This window comes from Microcoleus sp. AR_TQ3_B6, from assembly GCF_036702785.1.
Lineage (GTDB): Bacteria > Cyanobacteriota > Cyanobacteriia > Cyanobacteriales > Microcoleaceae > Microcoleus.
In genome coordinates this window covers 12,627-35,000 of sequence record NZ_JAUBVJ010000080.1, presented here as the reverse complement: position 1 = coordinate 35,000, position 22,374 = coordinate 12,627, and the positions used below count along the sequence as shown (strand labels likewise).

Sequence of the window (22,374 nt, the reverse complement as noted above, 5' to 3'; positions counted from 1 at the left end):
CCGCTCCGACGCTCGCCTCATGGTTGAAATTCGCCTGCGAACCCTGCGTCGCAGCGGTCAATATCAAGAGTACGACCAATTGCAGACCATTCACCAGCGCACGTTTCAATAACGAATCAATAACGAAAATCAGTAATTTGGTAATTGGTAACTGTCTTAATTTTCCTTCCCTCCAGTCAAGAGCGTTGAGCAACCATGACCATAGCCTCTCGAATTAACAGCATTCGCCAACACTTGCCCGAATCAGTGCGGTTAATTGCCGTTACCAAACAGGTACCGACTGACGCTATCCGCGAAGCATACAACGCCGGTATCCGGGATTTTGGCGAGAGTAAGGTTCAAGAGACTGCCGAAAAACAAAGCCAACTGCAAGATTTACCGGATATCAACTGGCACTTAATCGGCCACTTGCAAGCCAACAAAGCCGCCAAAGCCCTAGAGCATTTCCAGTGGATTCATTCTCTAGACAATTTAAAAATCGCTCAGCGACTTTCGCGCTTGGCGGGCGAAAAGTCCTGCTCTCCCCAAGTCTGCCTGCAAGTCAAAATGTTGCCCGACCCGGACAAATACGGCTGGAGCGTTCCAGAACTGCTAGCCGACCTTCCCGAACTCAACAAATGTCAGAATATCAAAATTCAAGGTTTGATGACAATACCCCCACAGGGCTTAAATGAGTCGCAAATCCTAGAATTATTTAACAGCACTCGCGAACTTGCTGACAAAATCCAGCAGCAAAATTTTCCCTGCATTCAAATGCATCAGCTCTCGATGGGGATGTCGGGAGATTATCATTTGGCAATTCGAGCAGGTGCTACTATGGTACGCGTCGGACAAACCTTATTTGGCTCTAGGAGGGGATAAATAATTGAAATCTTCTGATAAAGACAATTTAGGTTAAATATAGAGTAGTCAGCCACTCGCGACTAACGCGCAACGCGAGTATAGTCGGGGCCGCAAAGTCGTGAAGGAGCGTCAGTAACCCCGGTCTAAAGACACGGGGCTTGCAAGAGAAATCTGGCAAGCCGTACTGACCAGACTGAGGCTTAATTGCCTACGTTTTGAGAGTCACGACACCCTGTGGATGCGTAGCTAGTCAAGAGCTCTGTCCGAACCAATTAAACAGTTCTAAGGTCACTGGAACCGTGTTGCAGGTCTAACAAGCTCTCGAAACATTGTCGAAGCTAACATTACCCCATTCATGGGAGGCTCAATTGAGCAAAATACTATGCGTACAGGATTGGAAGATTGGAAGCGGTAATTGTCCCGTTGAAAGTGCAATACAAAAGTACAATCCCGTTAACTAATCCCAAGGCGGTAGTAAATCAAAAATATAAAGCCGTGCTAGAAGCACGGAATTTCTACCCATTTTTTGTGATGAATATTTTTTCTAAACTGCGAGATTTTGTAGGCATCAACAATGAGCCTGATTACGATGATGTGTACGACGAAACCGAAGGGGAGCGGTATCAGAACTTTTACCCAGCGCCTGAACCGAACCCCGCTGCAGTCGCAGCAGCAGAAGAAGAACGTCGTCAAAATCGTAGAATGCGGGAGCGGTCAGTAGTAGGATCGACAGGTATGGATGTCGTTGCACCAACCGGGGGAGTAGGGTCAGTAATGAATAACGTGATTGGAATGCCTGGAGCTATGAACGGGATTTCGGAAGTGGTAGTCATGGAGCCGCGCACTTTTGAAGAGATGCCGGCAGCAATTCGAGCCCTTAAGGAACGCAAGTCTGTGGTTTTGAACCTGACGGTGATGGACCCAGACCAAGCGCAAAGAGCTGTGGACTTTGTGGCGGGCGGTACTTATGCCCTTGACGGTCATCAAGAGCGAATTGGCGAAAGTATTTTCTTGTTTACGCCTAGCTGCGTGCAGGTGAGAACTCAGTCTGGTGTGGTTCACGAAGTGCCTCCAGCCCAAGGACGGCCCCGCCCTGCGGCTCCTGCACCGACAGTCTGGCCGGCAGAACAAGCTCCAATGGCTCAGTAGTTATTAGTCAGCATTCAGCAGTCAGCAGTCATCATTAGTAATCAGTCATCAGTCTTTAGTCTTTAGTTATTAGCCCGTAAGCTTTTAACTAGGCAGCTCCTGAATTTTGTATTCTGCAAGTTCTGGGCGCTTAACTCTTAGCTAAGACAGTTGACTGATAACTAATGACGGCTGACTGACTAATGACTAATAACTAATAACTACTGTTGACTAATGACTAATGACTAATGACTAATGACTAATGACTAACATAAAATTTGGTACGATCGGCGGCGGGGTAATGGGAGAAGCTCTCTTATCCCGCTTAATAGCACAGAAAGTTTATTTGCCTTCAGAAATATTGGTGAGCGACCCACAGCTTCAACGGCGCCACTTTTTGACGGAAACCTACGGGATTGGAACAACTGCCAGCAATCTAGAAGTTGCTGCGGCTACAGAAGTGCTGTTTTTGGCGATTAAACCGCAAGTTTTTGATACGGTAGCTTTGGAATTGGCCGTGGCGGCCGATCGCCAACAGGGAAATAATGGAGAAACGGCTGATTCCCAGCCACAAGCGCTGGTAGTGTCGATTTTGGCAGGAGTGCCACTGAGCAAGCTCGAACCAGCTTTTCCCGGGCGGGGAGTGCTGCGGGTGATGCCGAATACTCCAGCAACGGTAGGGGCGGGAATGAGCGCGATCGCTCCGGGAAAACTTGTTCAACCGGCTGATTTAGAATTGGTAAAGCGCATCTTTCAGGCCGTGGGAGAAGTGGTAGAAGTACCTGAGAGTATGCTGGATGCGGTGACTGGGCTTTCGGGTTCCGGGCCTGGTTATGTAGCAATTTTGATTGAGGCCTTGACAGATGGCGGAGTTTCTGCAGGTTTGCCACGGGCGATCGCCTCTCAATTAGCTTTGCAAACAGTATTCGGTACGGCGAAGCTATTGCAAGAAACGGGAATGCACCCAGCAGAATTGAAAGATCGAGTTACGAGTCCCGGCGGCACAACTATTGCGGGGATTGCTAAATTAGAGAGTAACGGCTTTCGTTCTGCGCTGATCGAAGCGGTGAAAGCAGCTTGTTTGCGTTCTCAAGAATTGGGCAAATAAGTCAGGAATAACGCACACAAACAATCATCAACGAGTTCAATCGCACTTTAAACCTGCCGCTTTTGCTGTCGGATACTTGACGGGAACAAAAGCTACACCGAATTGTTCTTTTCGACACTTGACAATATGCACTAACTCGGGTTGAAAATTTTGGCGATCGCCATTCGCATCAAACTCAATAGTTCCGGTTGCTCCTGTGGCGCTAAAATTCCGAGTCGCAATAGTTTTCTGCATCCCTTCGCGGCTGGGTTGCTGTTGGATTTCTATTGCTTTAATTAGCGTCCGAGTTGCATCGTAGGTTAAAGCTGTGCGGTGGTTGACATTTCCTCCCCAAAGCTTTCGAGCATTATCGGCAAAGGTGCGGTTGGGAGCAGTTAAAGGATGCCAAGAGGATGATGTCACCAGTTTCTCAAAAGACTGTAACTGGGAGGCAGTTTCTAAGGTTGTTTGGCTGTAGATTCCCCCGGTGCCCACTACCCAATGGCGATCGCCATTGGCTTTAATAAGTGCCATCGCATTTTTTACTGCATCCGGGACATGACTCGTAGTTAAGACGATCGCTGTTTTCTCGCTTCGTTGGACTTCTTGTAATGCTAGTTCTACGTTGAAATTTTTCTTACACAAATCGAATTCAGTGATGCTGAAAATATTTCCTCCTGCTTGTCTAAACTGTTTTCTGAATTCTTCCCACAATGAAGAAGTCGCTTGAATCTCAGGACAGTAGAAACCCACCGCTTTTTTCTGACCTGCGTTTTCAGTCAGATAGTTTTTGAAAGCTTCAGCAGTAATTTGATTTCTAGGGACAGTGCGAAAGAAAAACTTCCGAGGTTTTTCTGTTAATTGTTCCGTTGTACTCCCTGGGGAAATTAAGACCAAGTGATTTTTGTCATAAATATCCACTGTATGCACAGTCATCTTGCTAGTATAGTGACCGACGACCCCCAAAATCTCGGTTTGCTTCACGAGTGAAGAGGCTCTAGCTTGTGCCTCTGTTTTCAGATTGGCATCGTCAGCGATAATGACTCTAATACCCTTGCCATTAATGGCTTTCCCTGCTAAAAAACCTTGACCGGGAAAGTCGTTATTGCGATCGGAATTAAAGAGTCCTAGGTTGACTTCTGTTTGGGCGTGGGCAATGCCGCGCAACATTTCTCTAGCCAAATCAGAATTGACAGTACCTCCTTCGCTGTTGCTAATGGGAACGGCAACTGCCAGGGTGTAGTAATCAGCTTTTTTTGCCTTCAAAAGGGCATTATTCATGTAAATTAAAGTTTCTGGATCTTTGCGTTCTTCTTCGTTCCACGATTGTTTAAATAAATTAAAAGCTGATTGATAATTTGCATTAAGAAATTCATTTATTCCCCTTTCTTTTAAGCGAGAGCCAGATGTTTTTATCAGGAGTTCCTCGCCGCAACTTACAGCATCTCCCTGGATTAAAGGACAAGTTTTAGGTGTGAAAACTTTGTGTATTAAAAATGCTGCTAGCCCGAGGAATCCTGCGATCGCGATCGGCAAGCAAACTCTCAATGTATCTTGCCATTGGCGTTGAGGCTTCGGCAGCAGAGGTTGTTGCGGAGGGGGCGCAGGTGAGTGCAACGCTGTTAGCGATTCCCTACGGGATAGCTTCGCTTCACGCAAATCCTGTAACACTTCAGCAGCGGATTGATAGCGATCGTTAAAGTGGTAGCGCACCATCTGGTTTAAAATATTTTCCAGTTTGCTGTTAATTTTTCTCATCGGGCGATCGTGGGTTGAGTAGTGCCAGACAAGTTCCCCAGTTTTTTTATGATTTAAAAAGTCTTCAATATCTAAACCTGCGATCGCTTGAATGCCGATGATTCCCACAGCATAGATATCGCTGTTAAATCTTGGCTGATTTGTCCACTGTTCGGCCGGCATATAACCGTCTGTACCGATGATGCGAGTTTGAGTTATTTGACCGCCCTGAATCGCCAAATTGCTAATACCTTTGACTGCCCCAAAGTCAATCACCGCAATTTTGCCGGTTCTTTGGCATCGGATTAAGTTTGACGGTTTAATATCGCGGTGAATAATATGTTTTTTGTGGACGCAATCTAAAACTTCTAAAATGTCCTGCAATAAATCAATAACTTCTGATTCACTAAACTGCCTGTCTGAACCGATCTCTTGGTTCAGCGGATTTCCTTCAATATATTCTTGAATTAAGTAAAATTTTCCCTGTTCTTGAAAGTGCTCGATTAAGCTGGGAATGCGCGAACACTGTTTCAGAGATATCAGGGATTCAGCTTCTGTTTCAAATTGCACCTTTGCCCTGTGCAAAACATCGGGCTCGTTCGATTGAGGAGGCTCAATTTCCTTGACGACGCACAGGGGATTTTCGGGGCAGCCTAAAGCGTCCTTAGCCGTATAGGTTCTGGCAAATCCTCCCTCACCTAATTGACCGATGATTTGGTAGCGATCGCGCAGAATATCCCCTGGTTTTAGGCACATAAATTCTCCGATTCCCCGACTGGCTGAACTCGTTGAGGTTGATTTTACCATCGGGCGGGAACGGGTTTATATAATTTACTCACGAGTATGTAACGCCGCCCTCTGGCGGTTCATGTACCGCGAGGGCGGCTAACGCCAGAAAATTGAATCAATCAGAAACGAGTTCAATCGCACTTTAAACCAGCCGCTGCCGCTGTCGGGTACTTGACGGGAACAAAAGCGAGGCCGAACTGCTCTTTTGGACACTCTACAATATGTACTAAATCGCTGGGATGATTTTTCCGATCGCCATTTTCCGGCGAGTTAAACTGAATGGTTCCTGTTGCTCCCCAAGCGCAAAAATCAGGAGATGAAAGGGTTCTTTGCATTCCTTCGCGACTTGGTTCCTGCTGCATTTCCAATGCCTTTATGAGTGCGCGCGCTGCATCGTAACCTGAAGCTATACGAGTATTTCCCTCTTCTCCCCACAGCAATCGAGCCTGTTGAGGAAATTCTTTGTTGGGGCTGTTTAAGGGATGCCAGCCAACAGAAAGGATTAGTTTATTAAACAACTTTTGCGGTTGCCCAGATACAAATTCTAACATTTGCGGACACATCAGCATCCATGCCCCGGCAATCCAATTGCGATCGGCGTTAAGTTTTATTATCTCAAATGCGCTGTTTAAGGCTCCCCTAACATGAGGGTCTGGAACTAACACGATCGCAGTTTCTGCGTTCGCTTGGATTTCCTCGATCGCTCTTTGGGCGTTGAAGTCTGTTTTAAATAAATCGAAATCGCGAATGCCGACTATTTTTCCCCCTTTGCGGTCTCTAAAATACGTTGTGTACTCTTCCTTAAAAGATGCGCTGAATGGGCTTTCCTGATTGTATAAAATTGCTGCTTGTTTTTGATTTTGTGCGAGGAGGTAGTCCGCTAAATCTCTAGCGATTAAACTGCTCGTATATTGAGTCCGAAAGAAAAATTTTTTAGGCTCATCTGTCAGCTCTTCCGTGGCTGCACCCGGAGACATCAAAACCAGATTATTGTTATTGTAAATATCTACAGCGTACATCGTCATCTCGCTGCTAGCGTGACCGACAACTGCTAAAATATCCGGTTGATTTACCAGTGAAATTGCTCTTTGTCTTGCCTTTGTTTTATCGTTTCCATCGTCAGCAATAATTACTTTAAGTCCTTTGCCGTTAATGGCTTGACTTGGTAAAAAACCTCGACCGGGAAAGTCCCGATCCCTAGCATTGGACAGTCCCAAATTAACTTCTGTTTGCGCTTGAGCCACTCCGCGCAGAAATTCTTTTGCCTGAGCACCAAGTAGAGCAAAACTGTCCGGCCTTCTCCCACAAATCGGAATGACTACAGCAATTGTGTAATAAGGAGCGTTGCTGACCTCCAGAAAAGCATTGTTCAGGTAAACTAAAGTTTCTGGATCTTTGCCGTATTCTTTATGCCAGGATTGTTTGAATAAATTAAAAGCTTGCTCTGAATTTGAATCTGCAAATTTTTCAACTCCTCTTTGCTTTAACCGAGGACGAGAACTGGTAAAGAGAATTCTTTCTCCGGCGCTTAAATTATCTGGGAGGACTAAACGAGGGTTTGAGTCTACAGGTGTCCTGCTGTTACTGGCGATCGAATATTCCACTCCCACCTGCGTCGCAGTCTCAATCGGCGGTGAGGGCGATAGCACCACCGATCGCAAATCCTGTAACACTTCAGCAGCCGATTGATAGCGATCGTTAAAGTGGTAGCGCACCATCTGGTTTAAAATATTTTCCAGTTTGCTGTTAATTTTTCTCATCGGGCGATCGTGGGTTGAGTAGTGCCAGACAAGTTCCCCAGTTTTTTTATGATTTAAAAAGTCTTCAATATCTAAACCTGCGATCGCTTGAATGCCGATGATTCCCACAGCATAGATATCGCTGTTAAATCTTGGCTGATTTGTCCACTGTTCGGCCGGCATATAACCGTCTGTACCGATGATGCGAGTTTGAGTTATTTGACCGCCCTGAATCGCCAAATTGCTAATACCTTTGACTGCCCCAAAGTCAATCACGGCAATTTTGCCGGTGCTTTGGCATCGGATTAAGTTTGACGGTTTAATATCGCGGTGAATAATCTGTTTTTGGTGGACGCAATCTAAAACTTCTAAAATGTCCTGCAATAAATCAATAACTTCTGATTCCTTACACAGCCTGCCTGAACCGATCTCCTTATTCAGCGGATTTCCTGCAAAATATTCTTGAATTAAGTAAAATTTTCCCTGTTCTTGAAAGTGCTCGATTAACCTGGGAATGCGCGAGCACTGTTCCAGAGATATCAGGGATTGAGCTTCTGTTTCAAATTGCACCTGTGCTCTCTGCAAAACATCGGGCTCGTTCGATTGAGGAGGCGCAATTTCCTTGACGACGCACAGGGCATTTTCGGGGCTGCCCAAAGCGTCGTTAGCCGTATAGGTTGTGGCAAATCCTCCCTCACCTAATTGACCGATAATTTGGTAGCGATCGCGCAGAATATCCCCTGGATTCAGACACATAAATTTTTACAATGCCTTGACTCGCTGCACCCGTTGGTGTGATAGTACCACAAATATGACTTTTATGAACTCAAAGTTATGACTTTTATGAACTCAAAGTTATGAATATATGAATTGACTTTGAGAGTGGCTGATTTAATAATCTTGGCATCTGAGATTTTAGGGAGAAAATATTTTATGGCTTTACAAAGAGACCCATCAGGATCGTCGCGCTTATTTGGCGACAATACATCCGAATACACGGATTTACGGTTCGGAAGTTTAGGTAATTCCTCTGGGGAAGTTTTGCTGCTGGGAGGTGACGATACAGTGGATGGCTCAATAGCCAGCGATTCGATCTTTGGCAATGAGGGGGAAGATCTTATCAATGGGGGTTTTGGCAACGATTCTTTATTCGGAGGAAAAGGAAAAGACGCCATGGCTGGAGATGAGGGAAATGACTATCTCAGTGGCGGTCAAGATGCAGATGCCCTTTTGGGTAACGCTGGAAATGATATTTTATTGGGAGGTAGAGGTAATGACCTTTTATTCAGCGGTAACGGGTTTGATACTCTAGTTGGAGGTTTGGGTAGAGACTTACTCGGAGGTTTTAACGATAATAATTCTGCAATTAAATTTAGTGGAAGCAACTTATACGTCCTCCAACCTGAAGCCGGAGTTAGTGATGTCAATCAGGCGGATTTCATTCGGGGTTTCAGAGTCGGTTTCGATCGCATTGGATTAGCAGATGGTTTAACTGCGAACGATATAGTCTTAGAAAGCTTGACAAATGTCTCCATTACAATACAGGTGGAAGTTTCCCAGGCTGTGGCCTTTATTGCTACGCCAGATTTATTGAGACCTGTATCGATCCTGACTTCAGGGACTCTAATCAAAGTCAGAAATTCCGGCAATGCAGTAGGCTTTGTTGCAGATGTAACGCCGAGTCAGATTCAAGGTAGTATTACTTCTGTTCAGGGATTCTAAGCTGTAGGATGCGCTGCAAGGCATCCTACAAAAGGTTAATTTCAGACACTGCTAGCGAGGGAGGCTGCGTGCTCAACTGTGAATTTTTTAAGGTGCGATCGCAGTTTAAATCAGCTCCCTCAGCCATCTTCCAATACGATAGATCGATCGCTAGCTGCTGTTTCCAATTTCTCCCCAATCCTCGGTTCAGTACCGTTCAACAAACGCTGAATATTGCTGCGATGCCGCACAATTACAAACACACCGCCCGCAATTCCAAACAATACATAAGCCAGCGGCTGATGTAAAGCAAACATCAATCCAGCAACGCTAATTGCCCCGATAATCGAGCTTAAAGAAACAATGCGCGACACCGCAAACACGATTCCAAAAATTCCGAAAGTTCCCAAACCAACTGGCCAGTACAAACCGAGCAAAACTCCCAAACTCGTAGCCACCGATTTACCGCCGGTAAACCCCAGCCAGATTGATTTGCTGTGGCCTAAAACAGCAGAGAAACCCGCCAAAGTTGCCATCCAAGGGAGGAAAGTAGCAGTATTTTCTAAAGCTGCTGCGGTTGCTAGCTGCTGGGTAAAAGTGAGAGAGTAAATGTAGCGGATTAGGACGATCGCACTTACCCCCTTCAACACGTCAACCAGCAACACCCCCAACCCCGGCCACTTCCCCAAAGTTCTCAGTACGTTAGTCGCACCCGTCGAACCCGAACCAACCTCTCGAATATCAATCCCCAGCATCCATTTCCCCAAGGCGTACCCAGTCGGAATCGAACCCAGCAGATAAGCTGCTATTAACAGTGCGCCATTTAAAATTATCCAGCTAGCCATTTTTTAATTTGAGATTTCGTGTACTTTTAAAATTTGCAACCTTTTCCCTAGCATAATTAGCAATTAGCAATTAGCAATTACCAATCACCAATTACCAATTACCAATTACCCAATCAAAAATCCTTAGCAGCCATCAAAGTTTGCGGATCGGGAGCAAAGGCCAACCATAGCGGAAATTGCAGGATTGACAAACTAATTAAATCCTCAGTTTCATCAATGACAATTAGCGGCAATTTGCCATCTTTCACCAGTCGATCGGCTTTTTGAGCCAAAGCTTCCGCCGACTCAAACATAATAATCCCCCTTTCCGGACCAAAATCGCTGCGAGTAATGCCCAAACAGTCCTGCAAACCCCGGCGCCACTCTCCCAAACGTTCTGGACTGTTCGCGAGCACCAAAGTCCGCACCCGTCCACCGTAGACGCTTCTGAGCACAGAAATAATTGTCGAAGTAATCAAGATATTTTGCAAGCGCGAACCCATAGTCCGCAAAGCACCCCTTCCTCCTTGGGTGAAAAACCAGTTAGAAACTCGTTCCGCGTGGATGGGTTCAAAAGTGCGGCGGAGTTGCCAAGGCGGGCCGTAGTAGTCCGGGAGAGTGCGGTATTGGTCGAGGGTGCGGCGAATTTGTTTGGCTTGTTCTTGAAATCCCTGTTCGGCAAATTTGGGATTTATCGGTGCTGAGGATTGAGACTCCTCAGCAGGAATTGGCTTGGGCGTCTCTTGCGCCGGCGGCGTCAAATCTAAGAGTTCGGCGGTAGCGGCCAAATCCTGCAAACTGCCTACTAGATAGTCTTTGAAACCCTGGACTCGAATGGCCAAATCTTGGGAAACGCCGGCAAAAGTGGTTCGCATTTCCTTTTGAATTCGATCGCGCCGGCGTTCGAGTTTTTCTACTTCGATTTGCAGCGCTTGTTTGCGCTGATCTAATTGAATCAAGCCGTCTTGTACCAAACGCCCGATCGATGCTTGAGCCTCGCCCAGCGCTTTTATAGCATTGGCTTTGTCCGCTTCCAAGGCGGCAATTTTTTCAGTCAAATTTTGTTCTTGCTGCTGCAATTTTTTGACTCTCAGGGCCAACTGTTCGGTAACATTTTCTGCGATGGGCGTTACCGTTTCTGCGGTTGCTGTTGGCTGCGAGTCTGTTGGAGGCTCGATTTGAGCGATCGGACTTTCTGATTCGCCATCGTCGGTGTTGAGGGGGATTTGGGCGAGGGCGCCAGATCCGGCCATGAAGTCGGCAATTTCGGCATCTTCCTCGCCCAGCGGCGGGTCTGTTTCTGCCGGGAGTTCGGCTTGCAGCTCATTTTGGTCGATCCACAAATCCTGTGTTTGAGATAAAACTTGGTACTCCGTCTCATTCACGGGTAAATCGACTTCGCCGTCACCGCTTGGCGCGGCTGGTTGTGGTTGCGGTTCTTGGGTTGGAGATTCGTCTGAATTCATGGGAAATTTTGTTCGGCGTGGGGCACGGAAAAGTTAAAAATTTAAAATTAACAACTTTTTTAGTCTTGACGGGGACAGCGCTGTTCTAAGCAGGTCTGTAGCATTTTACGATCGAATAGAATCGGCAGAAAGTGAATGCTGTTAATTTCTTTGAAATAGAACAAAATCGGCACAGCGGGCCAAAATATCCGCCAATTTTGCCATTCTCGGTAAGGAAAGCGCCGGATTAAGTTGGACGATCGATAAATGTCCAAATCGGTTGGGCTAAATTGCAGCCGGAGGGTGGCGGCTTGGTACATCAGAAACAAGCCGAACAGCGCCACCGACAAACTCGCCCACTTCTGCACGAACAGCAGCGGTACAGCGGATAGTACCAGGACTAAGGGAATCGCATAACTCGGAGCGAGTTCGATCGTACTTGTGGGCGCAGTCGAAGAGGCAGTTGTAGTCACGGGTTTAAATCAAGGGTAGTAAGCGAATGTTGCCAATTATTCATATTTTATATGTTTCCTAGCTTACAAGCCTTTAAGTACGCTAGAGCCCGTCCCCTGAAACATCAGCCATGTCAGGAAAAAGTTAAAGATAAAAATAGCCAGTAAAGCCGTCACCACCGCCGTAGTAGTCGATTGACCGACGCCTTTTGCCCCGCCGGTGGTAGTCAAACCCCAGCTAGTGCCGATTACAGCAATTAAACCACCGAACACAAAAGCCTTAATAGCCGCGCTGCAAATATCCCACAGACTCAGGAAATTGCGGACTGATTCTAAAAACACGCTTTGAGAGATGCCGTACATCGTCGTAGCAATCAGCAGCCCGCCCGCGATGCCGGTGACGAGACACATGATGGTTAAAATTGGCAGCATCAAGCAGCAAGCAAGGACCCGGGGAATTACTAAATAGTCTATCGGGTCTGTTCTGAGCATCAGCAGGGCATCTATCTGTTCTGTTACCTGCATCGTGCCGATTTCCGCTGCAAAAGCCGAACCTACCCGTCCCGTCACGATCACGGCTGTTAAGACCGGGCCGAGTTCGCGAGTCAAAGACAAAGCCAAAACGCCGCCGACGACATTGCCGGCACCGAGGTTAACAAACTCCCTCGCTACCTGGATAGTAAATACCATGCCGACAAAACCCGCAGTCAGCAAAGCAATCAGCAGAGATTCCGGACCGACTGCTGCCATTTGGTCGAGGGTGTTGCGGCGGTGAATTTTGCCCTTCAGCAAGTGCAGCATGACTTGGCCGCCCAATAAAGTTGCTGCCAGCAACCGCTGACTCCACAAACTGAGGCTGGAAGATGTAGTGGTGCTCAAGAGGATTTCGAGTATAGAACAACTGCCAAAAATGAAATCTATCTACAAATCTTAAACAAGTTTTTTCTATAAGATTTAAGATTTCTGACAGAATCGGCCACTGAGGGCGATCGCTGCCTATCGTAGAAAAGGACAAGTTTTGTTTACTTGCACCTTTCGGCAGTTTAGCTGAATTTACTGACTCTTATGAGCACTTTTCCCAATTTTCTTCGCTCTGTACTGCTGACCAGCCTGTTGAGCTTTATCGCCCCCATATTGTTAATCGGCGCGGGATTGACTAGCTTTTCGCTGATCGGCTTCGTCCCTGCTCTCCAAGGAGTTGGTCGTTCTGGAGAAGACCTGATTTTGCAGTTCTTAGCTACTTTCGGCAGCGGCTGTCCCTTCCAGGGTTTTTTCGTGATCGGTCTAACTTTTGGTTTGGTGGGTGCTTTGTTTGATACCTACGCTTCTTATCAGCATTCGCGTTGGAGTTAATCGAACCTTCGATTTTAGATTTTAGATGGGAATTCCTGGCTCGAATCTAAAATCTAAAATCGCAGGTTCGGGTTAGATCGGATACCCGTACCTGGGATGATTTTACAATACCGATCGCGAATGTTCGGAAATGCGATCGCCCTTTTTGCGGAAAACCGAATCCCCCAGTTTCGGGAGCTGGAATATATTAAATACAAGTTGAGTCAAGTGTTTCTCAACCCCTAAAAACTTCAGTAAAAACTTCAGATAGTCGAGGTATTAGTTATGGCACTTATTCGTTGGGAACCTTTGCGGGAAATGGATTCCTTGCAGCGAGAAATGAATCGGTTGTTTGATAGCTTGAGCCCGGCAACCGAGCGCGGATCTAACGGTGTTGCTTTTGTACCCGCCGCCGAACTCGATGAAACTCCCGAAGCCATCCACCTTAAGTTAGAAGTTCCGGGCATGGAAGCTAAGGATTTGGACGTACAAGTAACCGCAGAAGCTGTTGCTATTAGCGGCGAACGCCGTTACGAAAGTAAGAGTGAAGATAAAGGCATGACTCGCTCTGAGTTCCGCTACGGTTCGTTCCGCCGGGTGATTCCCCTACCCGCACGAGTTCAAAATGACAGTGTAGAAGCTGAGTACAAAAATGGAGTTTTGCACCTGAATTTGCCAAAAGCGGAAGCAGAAAAGAACCGCGTGGTGAAAGTGCAAATCGGCGGCTAATAATTGTTTCCTAATTTAGTTAGTTTTAGTTAATTAGTAGGGGGGCGCAAGGCACCCCCTATTTGTTTGAGAAATTGATTATTAGTCATTGGGAATTAATAATTGGGTCGAAAAGCATTGGGCCTTGCGAGTTTGAGGAATGATTCTTGCTTCTTCCTTCTTGCTTCTTCCTGACATCCGTTACATCCGTTACATCCGCCCTTGCGAATCCGTTGCCGAACTTCCTTCTTCCTTCTTCCTTCTTCCTTCTTCCTTCCATCTCCCGAAAGCGAATCCGTTGCCGAATTTCCTTGTTCCAATTCTTCAACCGTGCTAAACTCCAATAAGCAATGGTTGGTGAGGAGACTTGCGTGCCGAGTCAGGGAGTGGGAGGAAATGGAATTGCATCGGAATTTGGAGACTTAACCGGAATGACTCGTCAAGAAGTCGATGACTTTTTGCGCGGACTGGGTGCTAAGGTAAAAAGTTCTTCAGGAAATTATGTTGAATACAAATTTTCTGACAGGTCAAAAGTCATAATCCGCACTAATAGTGAAGTTGTTCGCCTGCCAGCACCGCGATATGGCTCAGATGGTAGAAGAATAAACTGGGGTTTGCGTCTTGACAAAGATGGTAGCGTACTGCAAACACGCGATGAATTTGGCAATCAGATTCCTAATACGCACATTACTGGAGAAAAAGTGAGTAATTAATATGCCTGATGACTACAACTTGCTTAATTTAGGTGGACTTACATCCCTCGTGAAAAATGTCAATGTGTCTTTGTGGGGGAATGAAGTATTACTGGAATGTATCTACGATCCTACAGGCGATCAATTGCCTTACTCATTAGTTTTTCAAGACTGCCGAGAAATTATGTGGGAGGTGCATGATGAAGAGGAAGTAAAAGAACCCTTAGCTGACTTGATTGGCATTCATTTGGGTGAAAACGCGCACCGGAAAGCAGCTTTGATTCATACAGACATTTTTGAAATTTCAATTTTGTACGGCAGTTTTAGCATTCACAAGGGAGAAAACCTAAATGCTGAAGTAGCAGATTTAGAAACAGAGGATTGGGGTATCACAATCGCCAGCAGTAATGTACCAATTGTAAACCCCCGTGCCGTTAAATTGCCAAGCGGTTAGTAATATTATATCTGGTAAAATAACTATTACAGTCCTGGACGCACTCCGACCAAAGAAACCGGGCTTTTTACCTAATCAGGGGGTTGTAGCGAAGTATTTTCGTAAAAAACCCGGTTTTTGGACTCCCATGGGTAAGTCCTATATTATTAGGTTTGTAGTGAGGACAGAGAGTCTTAATCAAAAATCTGAGGACTCTGGGTCCTCACTACAAAAGAATTACCAATTTTTCAAAAAAGACTGTAGGTATTGTTGCCCGCCTCACTTTACAATACTTAATAGAACTTTTTTCCCAGATGAGGTAAAACACAATGCCTGATATTGTTGATATTGCCGTAGGTGCGGGTTCGTTCCAAACCCTGGTAACAGCCGTGCAAGTAGCTAATTTAGTAGACGCGCTCAAAAGTCCGGGTCCTTTTACTGTCTTTGCACCCAATGACGATGCTTTTGCGAAATTGCCGCCGGGAACTATCACAACCCTAGTGCAGAACGTTCCCCAACTGACTAGGATTTTGATGTTTCATGTCGTCTCCGGCAAGTTTAAGAAAGCTGATTTGGCAAAACTCGGTTTTGTTACTTCCTTGGAAGGTTCGCCGATTAAAATTGATTGTTCTGACGGTTTTGAGGTGAAAAATGCTACAGTTGTCGCTGCGGATATCGAAGCTGATAACGGCGTCATCCATGTAATCGATAACGTGATTTTAATGGGGTAGTTTCACCGTCAATCGATTTGCGATTTGCGATTTTCGATTGACTCTAGATATGAATTTGATGGTTTGAACTTTGGTCGATTTTTTTTTAGTTCGACCACCGAAGTTGGGAACTTGCATCTGTGTTTGGGTGTGAGGTTAAGTGTCTGTCGCAGCGGGAGCGAGAGCTTGCATCGAGCAGTGTCTCTTTGCTCCCGATCGCGCCTTTTTTTTTAGCGGTTGAAGGTAATATAAATATAAAACCGTTGTGTTTTCGCCGGATGTATTTTAAGATGATTGTTCGCAAAAGTTTGAAAATCAATAATTATAATATAACCAAACCAGTGTGGTGAGCACTATGCAAATCCTAGCCGCCAGCCTCAAAGCAAAAGTCCGCCAGCGTACCTTGGAACTGCAAGTTCTCAACGAACTTACGGAGAAAGTACAACTCGCCGCTGGCGCTGAGGAAATTTGGTCTGCGTGTTTGGCACATCTCTTACGCCTAATTCCTGGCGCGACGATCGCAATTTTGACGCTACCGGACGATCGACTATACCTGCAACACTTACAGCCCTTAACTGCTCTCGCCAGAGCCCAAATTGAAGGGCGCTTGCAGGCAGCTCGCGTTGAATGGCTCTCTGGAAACCAGGACTGGGCGCACAATATCGATCCCCCACCAATTGCTCAGTTTCAGTCGGTCTTGATGGCACCAGTCCACCCGGATGAAAGTGAAGAATTGTTAGGAGTATTTTTCCTGGGTGCAGAGCAGGCAACTGCTTTTAATTTTCAGCACCTTTGTTTGCTCCACACTGTCGCTCAAATTTGTGCCAAATCGTTAAATATTTTACCATCTAAAACGACCAATGTCAAGGGAAAAGCTAAAAATAATTTTGCTGGGGATGCGGAAAGTCGAGAACTATTGTTGCGGGCTTTAATAGACGGTGCGCCGGACAGAATTTTTGCGAAAGATAGAAACTTTAGATACATTTTTGTAAATCAAAGTTTTGCTGCATATTTGGGGAAAGATGTTGAGGAAATTATCGGCAAAGATGATATTGAGTTGGGATTTCCAGCAGAATTAGTATTTGGCGATCGCCACGGCCTCTTTAGGGGCATCCGCGAGGACGATCGAGCTGTGCTCGCCGGGGAGATTGTTCGCAATCCATACCAGGCGATCGCCTTTGAAGGCGGCAAACAGCACATCTTTGACACGCAAAAACAGCCGCTATGCGATGCGGAGGGCAATATATTGGCGGTTTTGGGTTTTTCTCGGGAGATTACTCAATTGCAGGCTACAGAGGAAGCCAGGAATCAAAGCCAAGCCAAACTGCAAAAAATTACTGCTAGCGTACCGGGTACAGTATATCAAATTGACTTGTATCCAGACGGCTCGATGGCCTTCTCGTTTGTGAGCGCCGGCTGCCGAGAATTGTATGAAATAGAACCAGAGGCTGCTGGGCAGGACATTAATGTAATTGTTGACATGATTCATCCCGAAGATCGAGATGATTTTCTCAACTCGTTAACGCTTTCGGCAGAAAGTTTGCAGCCTTGGCGGTGGGAAGGAAGAATTGTCACTCCCTCGGGAAAACTTAAATGGGTGCAAGGAGCTTCCCAGCCAGAATTGCAAGCATCGGGGGAGATAGTTTACTACGGCTTGTTCACGGATATTAGCGCCCGGAAACAAGCTGAATTGAAGCTGCAACTTTATCAACAAATCTTTTTGAAGTCCAACGATGCGATCGCGATTTTAGACCCCCAAGGCTATTACTTAGAAACAAATCAAGCTCACACGGCTTTGCTGGGTTACTGTGCGTCGAAATTGTGGGGAAAAACCCCTGCAAATCAGATGGGAGAACCGGCTTTTGCGTCGGTAATGCAAAGCTTGGCCGAAACGGGGAGTTACCGAGGCGAAATGACCTTTATTAAGGCTTTGCAAAAGGGAACAGTTGAGGTGGAGCTTTCGGCTTTTGCGGTTCTCAATGATGCTGGGAATGTAGTTTGTTACGTAAGCGTCAAAAGGGAAATCACCGCACGCAAGCGAGCTGAGGAAAAACTCCTACTTTACCGAGAAATATTTTTAAACTCCAACGATGCGATCGTCATTATCGATGCTGACGGGTTTTTCCTCGAACAAAATCGGGCTCACCAAACGCTTCTAGAATACACAGACGCCGAATTAGAAGCAGAAGGGTGGCCGCTGGTTGCGGGGGAGAGCTTTTCGGTAATTGCCAAAAGTTTAGCGAAAACTGGAAATTTTCGGGGCGAAATTACTAACTGCACTAAATCCGGCCGCACGCTGGCGATCGACGTTGCGGCATACTCTGTGATTAACAACGCCAACGATGTAATTTGTCACGTCTGCGTCAAGCGCGACATTACCGAACGGAAAAAAGGAGAAGAAGAACGGCAAAAATTTGTGTCCCTGATTGAAAACAGCAGCGATTTTATCGGTATGGCTACCCTGGAAGGTCAAACGCTGTTTGTCAACGAAGCCGGCAGAAAAATGGTGGGTTTAGAAAATATTTCGGAAGAGCTTTATACAGAGATATGGGATTATATCGGCCCAAGTTTTAAACAAAAATTCACTCAAGAAATTTTGCCAATAATTATCAGTCAGGGCCAGTGGCAAGGAGAAGGTCAAATGCAGCACTTGCGCAGCGGAAGACGCATTGATGTTGTGATAAATGCTTTTCTGGTCAAGCACCCTCAAAGCAGCGAACCGCTGTGCTTGGCTGCGGTAATTGGCGATGTCACCGAACGCAAGCAAGCTGAGAGAAAGCTGCGGGAACAAGCAGAACAAGAACGGCTGGTTTCGGCGATCGCCCAGCGAGTCCGGCAGTCTCTCAACCTCACTCAAACTCTGAGCACTGCGGTACAAGAAGTGCGACAGTTGCTGGAAACTGACCGCACGGTAATTTATCGTTTTGATTCCGAGGAAACAGCGATTGTTGTCGTGGAATCTGTAGGGGATGATTGGATGCCGCTACTGGGAAGAGAAGTTCCAATAACATCCTTTGGGGAAAGTTATATATCACTGTACAGCGCCGGAATAATTCAAGCAATGGCAGATATTTATACTGCCAATTTGAGCAAGAAACACCTAGATTTACTTGCTAGTTTGCAGGTAAGGGCTAATTTAGTTGTACCCATTTTTATAGGCGATGAAAGTCAGGAGTTGGTAAGAGAATATTCGCCGAAAACTCGAATAGGGCCGCCGGGAAGGAGTTTGGAAACGAGTCAAAATCGCTTGTGGGGATTATTGATTGCCCATCAGTGCAGGGTTCCCCGCGTTTGGACTGATTCTGAGGTGGATTTGCTGGGAAGGTTGAGCGTGCAGTTGGCGATCGCCATTCAGCAATCCACTTTGTTTGAACAAGCGCAGCAGGCCCGAGAAGCGGCCGTGGAAGCATCTCGAATGAAGTCGCTATTTTTAGCAAATATGAGTCACGAAATCCGCACTCCGATGAATGGAGTGATGGGGATGACTGATTTGCTGCTGAAAACGAATCTTACTCCCGAACAGATCGACTTTGTGCAGACGCTGAAACTCAGCGGCCAAAATTTGCTGTCCATCATTAACGATATTCTCGATCTCTCCAAACTCGAAGCAGGAGAAATGCGCTTAGAAACAATCGAATTTAACCTCAGTATCTGTATAGATGAAGTGCTGGATTTATTGGCAACTCCCGCACAAGAAAAAGGTATAGAATTGGTGGCGCTGATTGACAACGACGTGCCGCTGCAAATTAGAGGCGATGCAGCGCGGTTGCGGCAAATACTCACTAATTTGATCAACAATGCTATTAAGTTTACAGAAGCAGGGGAAGTGGTAATTGAGGTTTCTCTTGCCAGGCATCGGGGGTTATTCGCAGCCAGCGACAACCAGAAAGTTAGAGAGAATATCCCACCGTTAAAAAACGGAAATAATGGCTCGAAAGTCCTGCTCTTTAAAGTCACAGATACAGGAATTGGGATTGCTCAAGAAGACCAAAAAAAGCTATTTCAATCTTTTACTCAAGTTGATGCTTCTACGACGAGGAAGTACGGTGGCACAGGTTTGGGTCTGGCAATTTGTAAGCAGTTAGTGGAGTTAATTGGGGGTAAAATTGGTGTGGAAAGTACCCCTGGCAGAGGCTCAACTTTTTGGTTTACTGTGCCGGCAGTCGAGGAAAATTTAACGGCTGTAGGGACGGCGTGCGAAGTGAATTTGCAAACGGTGCTGGCGGGGCGAAAAATGTTAGTTGCTAGCGATAAGCCGACAGTCCGAAAAGTGCTGCTGAGAATGGCTGTTGTGTGGGGAATGGAAGTTGAGGAGGTTGAGAACGGTTGGATGGCGATCGCATCTCTGTACAAAGCTGTCAGCGTTAATTGCCCTTACGATATTGTTTTGGTTGATATTCAGTTGCCGGAAATGGTGGACGGAAGTCTGGAACGCTTGATCGTTTCTGAGCCGGCAATGCAGCATACAAAGTGGGTGGTGCTGACTTCAATTACTCAGATAGCGGAGGCGAAACGCTTGGTAAATAACGGTTTTAGCGGTTATTTAACTAAACCTGTGAAAGCTCCTAGGCTGTTTGGTTGCTTGGTGAATGCGATCGCCCCGGGTGCGGCCATCGAGGGGCCGATGCCAAATCCCACCTCCAAGGGCGCCTCAGTTATTGATAACCCGGAGTTAGGCCACTTAAAGGTTTTGTTAGTTGAAGATACTCCGATTAATCAAAAAGTTGGTCTGAATCAACTCAGAGTTTTGGGATGCGTGGCGGATGTCGCGAATAACGGCCGAGAGGCGCTCTCGATGGTTGCTATCAAAAAGTATGACATTGTGTTGATGGACTGTCAGATGCCGGTTTTGGACGGTTACGAAGCCACGATGGAATTGCGCCGCCTGGAAGCGACAAATGCTGCTGCTGGTTCGATGGAGGCACACCAAAAGACAGTGGTGATTGCGATGACGGCGAGTGCTTTGAAGGGCGATCGCGAAAAGTGTCTGGCGGCGGGCATGGACGATTATATTAGCAAACCTATTGCGATCGAAAAGTTAAAATCTGTACTAGAAAATTGGTCGGCACAGTTAAAAATTGCCAGTCCAAAGTTTAATGGCGAGGAAGTTAAAAACTCTACTGCGGATATCCAATCTTTAGTCGATATGGCACGTTTGCACGAAATTGCGGGTGCTGATTTAGAGTTTGAGCGGGAAATACTGCAAGCTTTTGTGGTGGATACTGGCAACTATTTAGAAGCGGCTAAGGGGGCGCTAGCCTCGGGAGATGTCCAGACATTGGCCCGCCGCGCGCATCAAATTAAAGGTGTCAGTGCGACGGCGGCGGTGCGGTTAATGCCGGAGATGGCAGATCGGCTTCAAAGTCTTGCCGAATCAAAGGATTGGGAGGAGGCTACGAAAATCATCGCTGAATTAGAAATAATTCTGGCGGGGGTTCAAAAGTGGCTGGCCCCTGAGTAATATCATTTCCGGTTACACCGGAATGATGTTGACGGTTGATGGTTGACTGTTGACTGTTGACTGATGACGGTTGACTGATGACGGTTGACTGTTGACTGTGAGTTAAAAAAATGAAAAATGCGCGAATTATTTGTTGGCAGCTTGATGCGACTTTACGCCCGATGCATGATATAATTTCCGGTCGATTACCCTGATTCCTGTAGGGGCCCGTGAGCCAATAATATTTGCCAAAAACGGACAATCTCACAAACGGGCCCAGGCAATTGTATTGTGGGCGATCGATCGGACTTTACGCCCGACGAATGATATCATGTCCGGTCGATTACCCTGATTCCTGTAGGGGCCCGTGAGCCAATAATATTTGCCAAAAACGGACAATCTCACAAACGGGCCCAGGCAATTGTATTGTGGGCGATCGATCGGACATTATCTGAAGCGCGGATTTGATATCATTCCGGTTCCGAGGCCGGAATTGATATGACGGGGAATACGGCATTGAAATATACAATTTAAATACGCCACAGCTTAATTAATTTTCTGGCCAACCGGTCAGGAGTACCCGATCCCCGACAGAATCCTGGCAGCCCCCACGAGCTACAGTATGTAAAGATTTTTAATGTTTTATCAAGATTTGGATCTCAATGTGACGAAATTCGGAACTCTTATAACATCTTGTGTTTTGTAGCTTGTGACACTACTGTATTGAGTTATTCTGATCAAATATAAAATAATCATTAAGCCGATGGCGAGCGAGGGTGCTTTTCGTCGATCGGCTTGAGACAAAGACCAAGTTTTCGCCCAGCCCGCCCATTAACCGCGTATTTACGCTCAAGGAGGTTGTATGACTCCCATCATGTTACGTCAACTTTGGTCGTTAATTGAGACCACCCAAGCTACTCTGTTAGTAAATTTGGACGATGCCACCCTGGTACAGTGGCTGCTGAAGCAGTTGAAGATGAACTCTGCGCTTAATGGCAAAGAAGCAGATTTGTTGGACGAATACATCCAGTCTCGGCTGTGCCTAATCCGGGATTTAGCCCAGCAGCGCCTAGCACCAGAGCTAATGTGAGCCAATTCAATCAAAATCGGATAAATATTGCAGAGAAGGGCGATCGCGGTGGGCAAAAATAGCAGCAAAGAAACCCACTTTCTAGGATAAATCTGGGGTAGAACGGCAGTGCCTCCAGTCAGAAACCGGGTTTCTCACTCTGGGCGCCCAGCTTGCTCAAAAAAAACACAGGCGGGTAGCTGGTGCAGTTGCCTTTCTTGCAGCACCCGATCCAGAACGGCTAA

General features: G+C 46.4%; 20 protein-coding genes (1 of these 20 cut by a window edge). 13 read left to right on the top strand and 7 right to left on the bottom strand.

All coding sequences use genetic code 11. The features are described 5' to 3' along the window. The 4 genes from pipX to proC all read left to right on the top strand — a co-directional run. A protein-coding gene (gene pipX, locus QUB56_RS28420; RefSeq protein ID WP_006634205.1) for a transcriptional coactivator PipX crosses the window boundary here: on the top strand, positions 1 to 112 show its final stretch. Its footprint begins 158 nt before the window's first position; 112 of the gene's 270 nt are visible here — the last part of the coding sequence; the start codon falls outside the window, past its left edge; its stop codon occupies positions 110 to 112. Between the two features lie 83 nt (positions 113 to 195). Continuing rightward, positions 196 to 861: a YggS family pyridoxal phosphate-dependent enzyme gene (locus QUB56_RS28415; protein WP_332959655.1), complete on the top strand. Its 666-nt coding sequence runs from the start codon at positions 196 to 198 to the stop codon at positions 859 to 861. A 513-nt stretch (positions 862 to 1,374) separates the two neighbouring features. Next, positions 1,375 to 1,992 (top strand): cell division protein SepF, encoded by a 618-nt coding sequence (locus tag QUB56_RS28410; RefSeq protein ID WP_332959654.1) that lies wholly within the window; start codon positions 1,375 to 1,377, stop codon positions 1,990 to 1,992. Positions 1,993 to 2,233: 241 nt separating this feature from the next. Next, a complete protein-coding gene (gene proC / locus QUB56_RS28405; RefSeq protein ID WP_332959653.1) occupies positions 2,234 to 3,079 on the top strand; it encodes a pyrroline-5-carboxylate reductase in 846 nt (281 codons plus the stop codon). Positions 3,080 to 3,115: 36 nt separating this feature from the next. Here proC and QUB56_RS28400 read toward each other — a convergent pair whose 3' ends face one another. Beyond that, positions 3,116 to 5,551 carry a bifunctional serine/threonine-protein kinase/ABC transporter substrate-binding protein gene (locus QUB56_RS28400; protein WP_332959652.1) on the bottom strand — a complete coding sequence of 812 codons (2,436 nt, stop codon included), beginning with the start codon at positions 5,549 to 5,551 and terminating at the stop codon, positions 3,116 to 3,118. Positions 5,552 to 5,715: 164 nt separating this feature from the next. After that, the gene (locus tag QUB56_RS28395) at positions 5,716 to 8,079 is read right to left on the bottom strand and encodes a bifunctional serine/threonine-protein kinase/ABC transporter substrate-binding protein (protein WP_332959651.1); all 2,364 of its coding nucleotides are present in this window, start codon (positions 8,077 to 8,079) and stop codon (positions 5,716 to 5,718) included. 177 nt (positions 8,080 to 8,256) lie between these two features. Here QUB56_RS28395 and QUB56_RS28390 point away from each other — a divergent pair, with 177 nt between their 5' ends. Next, positions 8,257 to 9,045 (top strand): calcium-binding protein, encoded by a 789-nt coding sequence (locus tag QUB56_RS28390; RefSeq protein WP_332959650.1) that lies wholly within the window; start codon positions 8,257 to 8,259, stop codon positions 9,043 to 9,045. A 119-nt stretch (positions 9,046 to 9,164) separates the two neighbouring features. On the opposite strand, the gene plsY is transcribed toward QUB56_RS28390, so the two are convergent. The 4 genes from plsY to QUB56_RS28370 form a co-directional block, all read right to left on the bottom strand. Then, a complete protein-coding gene (gene plsY / locus QUB56_RS28385; RefSeq protein ID WP_332959649.1) occupies positions 9,165 to 9,869 on the bottom strand; it encodes a glycerol-3-phosphate 1-O-acyltransferase PlsY in 705 nt (234 codons plus the stop codon). A 113-nt stretch (positions 9,870 to 9,982) separates the two neighbouring features. Next, complete coding sequence (locus QUB56_RS28380) at positions 9,983 to 11,314, bottom strand: DUF3086 domain-containing protein (RefSeq protein ID WP_332959648.1); 1,332 nt, start codon at positions 11,312 to 11,314, stop codon at positions 9,983 to 9,985. Positions 11,315 to 11,373: 59 nt separating this feature from the next. Further along, positions 11,374 to 11,766, bottom strand: coding sequence for a DUF3119 family protein (locus QUB56_RS28375; RefSeq protein ID WP_332959647.1), 393 nt, complete (start codon positions 11,764 to 11,766; stop codon positions 11,374 to 11,376). A gap of 63 nt (positions 11,767 to 11,829) precedes the next feature. Beyond that, the gene (locus tag QUB56_RS28370; RefSeq protein ID WP_332959646.1) at positions 11,830 to 12,624 is read right to left on the bottom strand and encodes an MlaE family lipid ABC transporter permease subunit; all 795 of its coding nucleotides are present in this window, start codon (positions 12,622 to 12,624) and stop codon (positions 11,830 to 11,832) included. Between the two features lie 186 nt (positions 12,625 to 12,810). Between QUB56_RS28370 and QUB56_RS28365 the strand changes: the two genes are divergently transcribed. The 3 genes from QUB56_RS28365 (at position 12,811) to QUB56_RS28355 (ending at position 13,806) form a co-directional block, all read left to right on the top strand. Then, the gene (locus QUB56_RS28365) at positions 12,811 to 13,098 is read left to right on the top strand and encodes a hypothetical protein (RefSeq protein WP_332959645.1); all 288 of its coding nucleotides are present in this window, start codon (positions 12,811 to 12,813) and stop codon (positions 13,096 to 13,098) included. A gap of 96 nt (positions 13,099 to 13,194) precedes the next feature. Continuing rightward, entirely contained in the window at positions 13,195 to 13,323 is a 129-nt protein-coding gene (locus tag QUB56_RS28360; protein ID WP_332959644.1) for a hypothetical protein, read from the top strand. Positions 13,324 to 13,362: 39 nt separating this feature from the next. Next, a complete protein-coding gene (locus QUB56_RS28355) occupies positions 13,363 to 13,806 on the top strand; it encodes an Hsp20/alpha crystallin family protein (protein ID WP_332959642.1) in 444 nt (147 codons plus the stop codon). Between the two features lie 95 nt (positions 13,807 to 13,901). Here the strand turns inward: QUB56_RS28355 and QUB56_RS28350 are convergent, their stop codons facing one another. After that, complete coding sequence (locus tag QUB56_RS28350; protein WP_332959641.1) at positions 13,902 to 14,129, bottom strand: hypothetical protein; 228 nt, start codon at positions 14,127 to 14,129, stop codon at positions 13,902 to 13,904. Positions 14,130 to 14,135: 6 nt separating this feature from the next. On the opposite strand from QUB56_RS28350, the gene QUB56_RS28345 reads away from it, so the two are divergent. The 5 genes from QUB56_RS28345 (at position 14,136) to QUB56_RS28325 (ending at position 22,150) form a co-directional block, all read left to right on the top strand. Then, positions 14,136 to 14,498: a hypothetical protein gene (locus QUB56_RS28345; RefSeq protein ID WP_332959639.1), complete on the top strand. Its 363-nt coding sequence runs from the start codon at positions 14,136 to 14,138 to the stop codon at positions 14,496 to 14,498. A 1-nt stretch (position 14,499) separates the two neighbouring features. Continuing rightward, a complete protein-coding gene (locus QUB56_RS28340) occupies positions 14,500 to 14,931 on the top strand; it encodes a hypothetical protein (RefSeq protein WP_332959637.1) in 432 nt (143 codons plus the stop codon). A 308-nt stretch (positions 14,932 to 15,239) separates the two neighbouring features. Beyond that, on the top strand, positions 15,240 to 15,641 hold the full coding sequence (locus QUB56_RS28335) for a fasciclin domain-containing protein (RefSeq protein ID WP_332959636.1): 402 nt from the start codon (positions 15,240 to 15,242) through the stop codon (positions 15,639 to 15,641). A gap of 334 nt (positions 15,642 to 15,975) precedes the next feature. Further along, positions 15,976 to 21,081, top strand: a complete 5,106-nt coding sequence (locus tag QUB56_RS28330) for a PAS domain S-box protein (protein WP_332959634.1) — start codon at positions 15,976 to 15,978, stop codon at positions 21,079 to 21,081. 841 nt (positions 21,082 to 21,922) lie between these two features. Next, positions 21,923 to 22,150: a hypothetical protein gene (locus QUB56_RS28325; RefSeq protein ID WP_332959632.1), complete on the top strand. Its 228-nt coding sequence runs from the start codon at positions 21,923 to 21,925 to the stop codon at positions 22,148 to 22,150. Positions 22,151 to 22,374: the final 224 nt, after the last annotated feature.